This window comes from Tritonibacter sp. SIMBA_163 (genome assembly GCF_046535935.1).
GTDB lineage: Bacteria > Pseudomonadota > Alphaproteobacteria > Rhodobacterales > Rhodobacteraceae > Epibacterium > Epibacterium scottomollicae.
This window is the reverse complement of sequence record NZ_JAWJBP010001006.1, coordinates 1-248: the sequence shown is the minus strand read 5'-3', so window position 1 is coordinate 248 and position 248 is coordinate 1. Positions and strand designations below refer to the sequence as shown.

The window sequence follows — 248 nt, the reverse complement described above, 5'->3', positions numbered from 1 at the left end:
CTCATGTTGCAGGTTATGAAGCAGCAGTTGTTATTCAAAACGCGCTCTTTTTCCCCTCCGCAAAAGCAGACTATCGTGTCATTCCGTGGGCAACTTTTACGGATCCTGAACTCGCTCATGTCGGGTTAACGGAAGCCCAAGCCAGACAACAATATGGCGACAAAATAGAAGTTTTAAAACAAGAATTTTCAGACGTTGATCGCGCCCAAGCAGAAGGAACAACCTCAGGCTTTGCTAAGTTTATCACC

The 248-nt window shown here is 45.6% G+C and carries 1 pseudogene; it reads left to right on the top strand.

The annotated features are described in order from the left end of the window. Window positions 1-248, top strand: a pseudogene (locus R0J92_RS25360) (pyridine nucleotide-disulfide oxidoreductase); the annotation flags it as partial.